Annotated in this window: 11 protein-coding genes; 7 read left to right on the forward strand and 4 right to left on the reverse strand. The window is 41.8% G+C overall.

The window, feature by feature from the left end; translation table 11 throughout:
- Positions 1-6: 6 nt before the first annotated feature.
- The 7 genes from RG47T_RS25390 (at position 7) to RG47T_RS25420 (ending at position 6,347) form a co-directional block, all read left to right on the forward strand.
- Complete coding sequence (locus RG47T_RS25390) at positions 7-552, forward strand: hypothetical protein (protein WP_074493899.1); 546 nt, start codon at positions 7-9, stop codon at positions 550-552.
- Between the two features lie 53 nt (positions 553-605).
- Complete coding sequence (locus RG47T_RS25395; protein ID WP_074493900.1) at positions 606-1,457, forward strand: OmpA family protein; 852 nt, start codon at positions 606-608, stop codon at positions 1,455-1,457.
- Positions 1,458-1,496: 39 nt separating this feature from the next.
- Positions 1,497-2,501: a nucleoid-associated protein gene (locus RG47T_RS25400; RefSeq protein ID WP_074493902.1), complete on the forward strand. Its 1,005-nt coding sequence runs from the start codon at positions 1,497-1,499 to the stop codon at positions 2,499-2,501.
- Positions 2,494-3,678, forward strand: coding sequence for a hypothetical protein (locus RG47T_RS25405; RefSeq protein ID WP_074493904.1), 1,185 nt, complete (start codon positions 2,494-2,496; stop codon positions 3,676-3,678). The genes RG47T_RS25400 and RG47T_RS25405 overlap by 8 nt, the downstream gene beginning before the upstream one ends.
- A 1,087-nt stretch (positions 3,679-4,765) precedes the next feature.
- Positions 4,766-5,062: a type II toxin-antitoxin system TacA family antitoxin gene (locus tag RG47T_RS25410; protein WP_074493906.1), complete on the forward strand. Its 297-nt coding sequence runs from the start codon at positions 4,766-4,768 to the stop codon at positions 5,060-5,062.
- A complete protein-coding gene (locus RG47T_RS25415) occupies positions 5,059-5,559 on the forward strand; it encodes a GNAT family N-acetyltransferase (RefSeq protein WP_074493909.1) in 501 nt (166 codons plus the stop codon). Before RG47T_RS25410 ends, RG47T_RS25415 begins: the two co-directional genes overlap by 4 nt.
- Before the next feature lie 176 nt (positions 5,560-5,735).
- Positions 5,736-6,347: a histidine kinase gene (locus RG47T_RS25420; RefSeq protein ID WP_074493911.1), complete on the forward strand. Its 612-nt coding sequence runs from the start codon at positions 5,736-5,738 to the stop codon at positions 6,345-6,347.
- A 305-nt stretch (positions 6,348-6,652) separates the two neighbouring features.
- Here the strand turns inward: RG47T_RS25420 and RG47T_RS25425 are convergent, their stop codons facing one another.
- The 4 genes from RG47T_RS25425 to RG47T_RS26250 form a co-directional block, all read right to left on the reverse strand.
- The gene (locus tag RG47T_RS25425; protein WP_074493913.1) at positions 6,653-7,267 is read right to left on the reverse strand and encodes an RsmD family RNA methyltransferase; all 615 of its coding nucleotides are present in this window, start codon (positions 7,265-7,267) and stop codon (positions 6,653-6,655) included.
- Positions 7,264-8,538: an HAD-IB family phosphatase gene (locus RG47T_RS25430; RefSeq protein WP_074493915.1), complete on the reverse strand. Its 1,275-nt coding sequence runs from the start codon at positions 8,536-8,538 to the stop codon at positions 7,264-7,266. Before RG47T_RS25430 ends, RG47T_RS25425 begins: the two co-directional genes overlap by 4 nt.
- A gap of 760 nt (positions 8,539-9,298) precedes the next feature.
- Positions 9,299-9,631 (reverse strand): hypothetical protein, encoded by a 333-nt coding sequence (locus RG47T_RS25435; protein ID WP_139235783.1) that lies wholly within the window; start codon positions 9,629-9,631, stop codon positions 9,299-9,301.
- Between the two features lie 150 nt (positions 9,632-9,781).
- Positions 9,782-9,937: a hypothetical protein gene (locus RG47T_RS26250; RefSeq protein ID WP_171972613.1), complete on the reverse strand. Its 156-nt coding sequence runs from the start codon at positions 9,935-9,937 to the stop codon at positions 9,782-9,784.
- Positions 9,938-10,191 lie beyond the last annotated feature (254 nt).

A 10,191-nucleotide genomic window follows, 5' to 3' on the forward strand; every position in this document is an offset into this window, starting at 1 on the left:
TTTGTGATGAAATTAAATTCGACTGAAAACCGTTACGAAACCAATCTGCTTAACACTTCAAATTTAATGGCTGCTGGAACAGCACAATTAGTTTCCATTAAGATCAGGCCCATTGATTCGCTGCCTCATAGCGATGAGGATGAGTTTTGTGACGCTTATGTCTATCCAGACGAGTACCAAAACTTCAGAGATTTTTTGTCAGCGGAAAGATTAATAGCGACAGGATTAGTCAACCAGGGACAAACCGTGCGTTATGCAAATGTGAATGGCGAGGATTATCTTTTCGTTGAACATGAGACCGGCCCGGAGATCATTGCGGCACTGGCTTTGATCACATCCTCGCTAACTTTAGGAAAATCGATTGTCGACCTGATCACAACCATTATCAAAACGGTCAGCGAGTCGGGCGAGAAAAAGAGAAAGGGAGAACCGAGTGGTCGTTATCAGGCAGCGAAGGCCATCACGATTGAAAACGTACGGAGAAGGAAACCAAAATCCTTAAGGTCATTCAATTACCTGCCGCCGGAGATGAGATCAAGCTCGAAGAACTGAAAAAGCTACTAGATGAACTTTAACAAGCACCCATTCAACCTCAATTTAAAACAATGACTACTACCGCCGCTCCCGAGCCCCATATTCAACAACCTGACCTTAAAACCATCGACTGGATTCTCATCGTTGTTGTGATGCTCGTACTGGGTTTGGCGGGCTTTACTTTATATCAAAATCTGCATTCCCAAGATCAAGTGTACGATAAGGTGATCGCGCAATTCATGAACGCGAAAGACACGTCGACCTCTTCCGCAGCGGTTTTGGCTTTTTCCCGTGCGCGAGATTTTGCCAATATGAAAGCGGCTAGTATGTTGGTTGGCTTTCTGCTGATCTTTACAGGTGCCTTATTTCTACTGAAGATTTTTGCCTTGTCTTATCACCTTAAAGCTGATAAAACACCGGCGGGTAGTTTCAGTTTGGAAAGTTCGTCGCCTGGGTTGGTGATGATCACCCTCGGGGTTGCGATCATGAGTGTCGTATTGTTGACGAAAACGGAAGTCGGCCTGGAAACTGAAACAAGGCCTGACATCGAAGCAGTGTTAAAAAGAATAGATAGCCTGGAAACAGCGTGCGCTTCGGCCAACTCATCAAAACCAGCCGACAAATCTCCGAATCAAAAAGCGACTGAAACGACACTGACTGATAGTGTTCATTTAAAGAAAGGCCTGACGCATCAGCAACTGGACCAATTGGTACGGCATCTTCAGTCTGATGCTAGTTTGAAAGTCCGGTTAACTGCGCCAGGAGGCGATATGGCCAGTAGAAACCTGATCAATGCGATCCGCTTGCAATTGCTTAACGCGGGTATTGCCTTAACGCGCATCAAAGTGACCAGCTACGGCGAAACGCACCCGCAAGCGGAAACAAGTGGGCAGCCCGGCATCCTTCTTCAAATCATCAAATAACTTACAATTGCTAATTTTTTTTAGTGATTTTATACTCTTATGGAAGTAAAACAGTTCATTATTCATAAGCTGGAGAAACAATCCGGTTTTAACGCCAAAAAAACAGAACGTAAGGCACCGGTGGCGATCACCCAGCTTCATGCAGATTTCATGTCCCAGGTAAAGGATGTTTATTACAAAAAATCCAATCCGATATACGGCGTCTTTGACAGCGCAGCAGCGAGTTATCCTTATCAGACGTTTTTAGATAGCTATTTGAAGGGCAATCTGGCTTTTTCTGCTTTCACCAGTAAGGCGCTCGGGCATTTCGAGAAGATCATTAATGAGGTGACCCAGGCTACAGGTGGTTACGTGCTATTTTGCCACTTTATAACTACCGAAGATTTTATGGCGGTGATCGTTCTCAACGACAAAGAAAGCTACTTGGTCGGCGACGACCTTGACCTGAAATCTGATTTTAGTCTGGATATCGAAAAATTGGATGTGGCCAATTTTTCCAATTGCGCCAAATGGAATAATAACGAAGATGTCTATTTATCTTTTACCCGTGGAAAAAAAGACGTTTCTAATTACTTTAAAAAATTTATCGGCTGTACCGACTATACCTCGGCTAAAGAATCGTCGGAGAAATTAAAAAAGGCCCTTAGCGATTTTCTGATTGGTCAAGGTTTGGATAAGGAAAGGATCGAAGCCATCAAAAGCGAGGTCTTTACCTATTGTGAACAGCGAATGAAAAATAAAGAAGATATCAGTCTCAACACGGTATCTTCAATCGTTAATCAGGATGACCCCGAATTGTTTAAAGAATTTGCCGCTTCAGAGGCCTATGAGGTGAGCAGCGTGTTTAAGGGACATGCAACGCTAAAGAGCCTCCGTTATTATTCTTTTAAAAGCCAGGAACTTACCATCGTCTTTGACAGCAAACTATTGGACCATAAAGTGATTTTTGACGCGGGTTCAAATGAATTGCTAATCAAGGAAGTACCTGAAAAATTACGCGCCCAATTGAACAGACAAGCGCCTGCTGCTGAAACCAATGAATAACGATACCCTCCATATAATCGCAGAGATTCGCCAAAAGCTGAATGACATGGCTTATGATAGTGGCGAATTGTCTGGAAATATTGTTTTGGATGAGACAGTCATCCCGCAGTTGATCTTGCTGAGTGAAGCCGGTGTGATAGAAGATATGTTGCCGGCCGAGGGTACGACAATAGCTGTAAAGTTGCTGCAGGCCGGCCAAACGGTTGCCCTAACCATTTATGCTAAACAACTTTCACGAGGGATTTATTACGATTCTGTAGCGGAGTTTGTAAAAGGCAACCCCGGGACGCTGCCGGCGCAGGCATTTTATATTGCGGATATCGCTTATTTTTCAGATCAAGGCCTATCAGTTCCTGCGATGGCGCAGTTTGCTGATATCGCCCGCTTAATTAGCTTATTGACCGAACTTTCGGATTATATACAAACAGGACTTGGTAAAAACAGGACGCTGATCTTTTTTCAGAAAAAGAAGTTGAATGTTCCTTTGACTTTTGACAGTAGCCAGCTTCGTGAGATTCCTTATCTCGACAAGTTGGAATCGCAACTTCACGAAGCGCACGACAAAGAAGAACGCAAAACGATTTTTAAGACCGAATTAGTCAGCAGTTTACAGGAGGTCCCGGCTGCCGAGGTTTTTGACCGGTTGCTGTCCGATCTCGACCAGATCTACGAACACTACCTGCAGAGTCACCTGCTTTACCTGGAAAAATTTTCTTACCAAGATCTTAAAGCGGCAGTAGACAAAGACCAGCTTGAATACACCAAAAAGATATACAATACTGTCAATGATATTCAAAGCAAACTCATCGCTGTGCCGGCCGCTTTTCTGCTTATCTTTGCGCAATTTGATTTTACCGGTGCCCAACTATTCAAAAATGTCCTGATTTTTATCGGTGCAGTGCTGTTCGCCATTTTAATCGACATCTTGCTCCGTAACCAATTTGGCGTGTTAAGCTATATCCGTACAGAGCTCGAAAGCTTGAAAACCAATCTCAAAAATAAGGATACCCAAGTCGATCTATCCGCTTTCATCACTTCCTTCGCCGGACTTGAACCCATCATGGCCAAGCAACGCAATTACCTTTTGTTTTTCCGGCTCATTACCTGGCTTGTGCCAGCAGTTACGTTCATCATGCTCTTGATCTTTACGCATACAAAAGTAGCAACAGCCCACTAAACCGAGCTATCTTTTTCGTTTACTGGGCCCATATCTTTTATCACTTTCATATCGGTCACGCGCGATTAAAACTGGGTAGGTAGCAAGTTTTTTGTTACCTAACATCTGGCCGACGATTTCGATGGATACGCCGTTGGTCAAGGTAACCTTCGTGGCGAAGGTGTGGGGTAGGCCAGGTGTTTGATGATGATGGCTTTATCGGCGATAAGCTTTAAGTAGGCGTTAGCTTTAGGTTACTGATGCATGGTATGGGTTCGTCTTCGGGGCGCGGGAATGTCAGTGCTGATCATAAAACAACCATCTTCATGCTCCCATTCGATATACTCAGTTTGATGCTCACTTATTATTATTAAATCGCCAATCTGTCAAGCATCTTAGCGAAGTACGTTAAACAGAATGGCAATTGGCAGAATATGCCCATATTCTGCCAATTGCTGTAAATTCCAAAAACCGCAAACAAAAGCTAAAGACCGAAATGGTAGTCGTCAATTACCCTTTTCATTTGGCAAAGAATTACAGCCAATTGCCATTTTTAAATATGTAGTGCTCTGATAAATCTGGGTCAGGATGTTTTGCTATGAGTTAAATGTGGTTTTAATTATTAACATCGCTTTTTAAAGTTTGCAAATGAAAGCCGAATATTTATAAGAAAAGCAACTGCTCTTCCTAGCCAAATTTGACCCGTAAAGGACAGAAAGTAATAGAGCGATTGCTGGTTGAGTTCATTGCCGCTGGTCCTCGTCAGCCCATACTTAATTGTCTATAGAAGACTATGTATTGGGACGATACAGGATAATCACTTTTAAACGTTTTGCTATTGGATGGAAATGAAATTAGCTTCCTTTGGGCGTATTGCCGGAAGCCCAGCTTTTCAATATGACGTTTAGTACGGAACACTTATATCATTGATTTTACCAAATAAGGCTTAATGTTCGTAGTCCGCAACCCGTGAATATTAAGCCTCGTTTTACAACGCTGATTTTTTTTGATGCGGCGTTTATTCAACAGGTGTTAGCACTTAAAGTTTTACAGAACTATTTATTCTGTACGTATAATTTCCGTATATTTGTTTAAGTAGAAAATTGATATGGAAAAGCAATTAACGTTATCAGCAAAAGCGAGGTTTGATGCCAAGATCCCAAAAGTTCAAAAAGAACTATTTGAATATGCTGCCAGTCTTGGGGGATTTCGCACACTGACCGATTTTATTATTAATGCGGTACAGGAAAAGGCAAGTGCCATTATTCAGGAACACAATACCATTATTGCATCTGAAAAGGACCGGGAGATATTTTTTAATGCCCTAATGAATCCATCCGGGCCAAATCAGAAACTAAAGGACGCAGCCGAAAAGTATAAATTGTTTATTCGAGAGAATAAATGAGCGATAAAATAGAACTGCTGAACTCCGCGCTAAATAAAAAGGATTTCAGTTGCGGTAAGGAAATGCTGGATAATTACCTGCATACCCAGGCAAGTCAGGACGTTAAACGTAAGTTATGCGTTGTATTTGCGCTGTTTGAGGATACAAGTATTAAAGGTTATTATACACTTTCCAATGCTTCGGTGCCTGCCGCATTCATGCCCGAAGCGGTCAAAAAAAAGATGCCGCGATCTTATGAGGCGCTTCCCGTTACCTTATTAGGGAGGCTGGCCGTCGATTCCAAATTCAAGGGACATGGATTTGGGGGAATTCTGTTATTGGATGCCTTAAAAAGAAGCTTTGACATTGCCAGTCAAAGTTTGGGATCAATCGGTGTAGTGGTGGATCCTTTAGATGACGATGCCGTAGCTTTTTATCAAAAGTTCGGCTTTGTTCTTTTGCCCGATAGCGGCAAAATGTTCCTTCCTATGGCTGATATTGCTCAACTAGCGTTATAGCGCTGGCAAAATTATATCGCTTAACTGCCTGTCTCCTATTTTATCAATTAGTTGATCAGGCGAATTTGATGGCCATGGGAAAACGGCGCGACCATCGTTGCATAACCGCGTGGCGGTGGTGGCCTAACTTTCTACGCTGCATCCATGTACCCGGAAAACTGGGTTAATTCGTTACAATGTTACGCTACTTTCTGGAATACCACTTATTTCTACCGGTATTTAGATTTGATAATTACAACGGGCATCCTTATACTTTTAGACATTTTATCACTAACGTTTTCTTCTATTACTTCCCGTCTTACTTTGTTTATGGCCTGATATATTTCTTCGTTTCGGGCTGGTATAAAACCAAGCAGCATCAGCAAGAACTTGAAAAGGAAAATACCGCGGCCGAGCTCAATTTCCTGCGCTCGCAGGTCAACCCGCATTTCCTTTTCAATAGTATTAATGATATTTATTCACTGACCTATCAGCAATCGGTACAAGCGCCGGCCGCATTATTAAAACTTCTAAAATCCTGCGTTACATGCTGCGAAGGTAAAGCGGATACGATGCCGCTACAAAACGAAGTGACTTACCTGGAAAATGTAATTGAACTTCAACGGATCAGCGCGAAAGGCCAGGCTTTTATTAATTTTACGGTGGAGGGCTACATTGAAACGCAAATAATCGCTACGATGCTGTTGGTTGCTTTTGTCGAAAATGCATTTAAACACGGTGTGATAACAAATCCTGAGCACCCGATAGTAATTCATTACTTGCGCAGCCACCTCACCTCATTGCAGTAACGCTTGCACGCTGAATTCCGGATTATTCTTTTCGCCATAAAATGTACTATAGCCAGGTACTGTTCAGGTGTACCATTAAATCCGGGCTTGATCCTGAACAGCTTCCATAGCAATTCAATAACCCCATCGCGCTATAAATAAAGTTAAAGCCCTGCTTCATTGTAAATATAAGCCGGGCTGCTCCGCTTTGTCAAGCATATAACTTTTCATGTAAACATAACGGCAAGCCCAGCCGTGCCGGGCACATACGCCGTATCTGCTACGCAGGATGCTGCTGCTATCCCTCTTGCGAAAAAATTGAAAATTTAATTTGCCCCTGCACTACGTTTATTGCTTATTTCTGCGATTTGTTCCTGAACATAAAGTGTACTTTCCTCCAACCTGGTCCATATTTCAAAAATGGTATCATTGTGCAATATTTCCTTAACCTTCAATAGGTTATTGAAAGCACCCATCCCTCTTTCATGTTTATTGCATTCAACTATTATTTGCCCTCCGACGGTAAGGATTTGTGGCCGTTTATTGATTGCAGTTAAAAAACTAAGATAATGTTCTCTTGTATAGGGCGGGGCAGAAAAGATGACATCAAAAGTCTCGTCAACTCTTTTGATAAATTTTATAGTATCAAGATTATGTATTTTGGAATTATTAAGTTCATTACATAGTTCAATATTCTTGTGTAATACGCTATAAGCGAAGTAATTGATCTCCACAAAGGTTACATTCCTGCATTCCCTGCTGAGAGCCTCTAATCCAATTGCCCCTGTACCGGCGTAAAGATCTAATACTCTTTTATCAGCAATATCATTTCCCAGGAAGCCAAAGAGGCGCTCTTTAGCTTTATTGGTAATGGGCCTAGTCCTTGATCGTGATGACCCGTGTAACTTTATGCCTTTATACTTTCCAGAAACGATTCTCATGAAGAAGATTTTGGAATTAGAATGTGCGACAGTATACCGGCCATATTATCGTCATAAACCGGAGTTACATTATCCAGGTCATTATAGTCATCGAAAGCCTTTGCTGCTGGAAAGGAAAGTGGTTTCCCGGAAATAGTTGCAACATCTATATCATTTAAACCTTCCCCAACAAATACTACTTCAGCTGGTGTCAAGCCATATTTTGCACAGAAAGATTCCATGGCCCTGACCTTTCCTGTACCATCTGCCTCGGCATTTGGATAAGCTTCTATTTTCACTAATTCACCGCGGCTTCCATAAACGAATCTATTCACAAAAATTTCGTCTATAGATTGCATGGTCTTGTCTGGAATGGCTTCTTGTATAAAAGAATCCACTCCTCCGGAAATAATCGCAATATGAAGTCCAAACGACTTTAATAATTTTACCGTTAATTCAAACCCTTCCGCAAGCTTAAGATGTTTGGCTTTAAAAATCTCCTTAACTTGTTTATGGTTAAAGCCTTTTGCAATAAAATGCTTACAGCAGTCGTCACACCAATCCTGATATGTATAATTTTTTGAATCCTGGTAATGTCGTTTGTACAAGGTTGTTCTAACATCGTCGCTATACTTTAGGTGCTGCCATATCGCCTTCCAGGAATATACGAAATTGTCGCCCTGCAATATAGTGCCATCAAAATCAAATGCTACAGCCTTGTATTTATAGTCATATTTTTTCTTTCCTATGAGCTCTTTTGGGGAGGTTGGTTCTGGCCTGATTTTCTTTTTGGAAATTGCCAGGAATTTTGCCCTCTCTGATTCATACTTGTTCGTAACAACGGGTTTTCGGGGAAAGCTACTGTCGTCCCTAAAATGATCACACAATTTGTTTATCTGATCCGAGTCATCCGACATAATAGCCTGATTAAAATGTATAAAATCCTGCAAATTTGCATGTTTCATATCATATAGCAACATAGGGATGATTTTCGTTTTGCATAGCCCCCAGGCGGCTCCCATTTCATAGAGGCAATATTTGCTATTGTAATAGCTGTTTGATATTAAAGATATCATTTGGGCATCATAGCCGGTCAATTGGCTGATGATATAATCATTAAAATTTACCCCTAATGGTATATCGTGGCCAGGGACCGAAGAGCAAAAGATCAGTGATTCATCCAACCCAACTCCGTTTATCAACAATTCAACCAATGCCTGGGCGATTTCCTTGTCTAAGGCCGAATGGCTAATGAAAATTTTGGTCCTTTTTTTTGAAGACGATGTGCTCATATTTTAAGTGATTTAGGTAGGGTTGGCTAAAAAGATATCTTTTTGATCGGGAACTAAGCTTGGATAGCAATTTGTAAAGCTTGGTTCAGTAGTTTCTTTAAATAATCATCATTCAAGTATTTAGGTATCAGATTTAAAGGTAATTAACAATTATTAATATTCATCTCCAAGTATTAAATAATATTTATTTTTTGAAAAATTTTGACGCTTGATTAATCATTCTAATAGACAGTTAAAGCAATATCGTCACCTACTACATATAAGATTCTTCAAAAGACTTATAGGCTTTAATCGCCTCCGGCTCCAATGGCTTTTTTTTATTTTATCAATGAATATTTAAGACCTCGAAGGGAAGCTGCAGCCCGGCCTTTAGCTCGTGCACAAATTCCTGTAATAACGTATCATCGCGAAAGGTAGAAGCTACGATAAACCGTGATATCCCTAACTTGAGTTTCCTTGTTTTTTCTACATCAGTTAAGATGTCAACTTTCAGCTGCTGCCGGATCTGCTCTCTTTTTTACGGATATCCTTTAATTTGCACTGGATGGCGTAGTCCCTCTACTCGAATAAATATCGAGCCCGCGCTGGTTCAGTCCCTTAACCCCGAAGATCTGGTAGTCGCCGGGCTGTTGGGTAGCCTTGCTGTCGACAGCATTAAACAGGTCGCAGGTAAACTCTTCAAACAGTCTTTCATCCTTTAGCGGGGGAATTGAAATTTAGGCATGGCTGATTTACAGGACTGATAGATTCGTTAGTCTATTTAGGCATAGATACACTTGCTGAGCGCGTCTGTTATGGTATTCACAAAGCTTTCTTCCAGGCCCTCGTTTTTGATCGTGATATGCACGTAATCTGGCTTGCACCAACAAGAAATGACCGCCTTCTGTTCGTCTTTGCCGGTATAATGGAACCGGAACGCTTTTGCGCCTAAGCTGGTATCATAGCCGCTTTGTTGTTCCTGTGTAATATCAGAGCTGAGGGATAAAGTTTTTCCGAAAGTTTCAAAAGGCTTGATGACCCTTTGTTCCAGCGACTGGTCAGTAAAGTTACTGGAATTGATAAACCGGTAAAGCTGGTCATTTAGTTTTGCCACTTCCTGTTTTTCGCGTATGCCCAATGAAAGCCAGATGCTCAGGAAATCAGCTTTGACGAGGGTGTTGAAAGGACTTAATGCACTATCGAAGAAAGAGTTTTCATAAACACTTGAGTATAACCCGAACCAGTCCTTTTCGGTTTGGGGTGTTTACAGCGCCTGGATCAATTGAGCTATTCTTTTCAGAAATGCATGGTAGCTGTCCGGGACGTTACCCTGTGCCTGGCGCTGTGTTTCAAGGTCAGTAATGATCTTCTTTAAAATGGTATCGTAATTTTTGATCTGTGGTTCGGATAATATCCCCATAACTGGATTTTTTTCACAAAGCTAAAACTTTTTTGGCGAGCGGTTGGGCAGGTTTTGTGTGCCAAAAAACTTACCTCCATCTTCCTGGCCGTTGCCTCCGGCCCGCGCTATCCGCTGTATCTGCTCCGCAGGATGCCGCTGCTATCGGCTAACGGGAGTTAAGCGTTTGGGATTTTTAATGTACCCATTTTTTAGGCGAAACGGGTAAAAAGCGCAGCTAAGGTCGAGCTCCGAATGCTTCGTTGGGGTGGTCA

Source organism: Mucilaginibacter polytrichastri (assembly GCF_001911425.1).
In the GTDB taxonomy this organism is placed as follows: Bacteria; Bacteroidota; Bacteroidia; order Sphingobacteriales; family Sphingobacteriaceae; genus Mucilaginibacter; species Mucilaginibacter polytrichastri.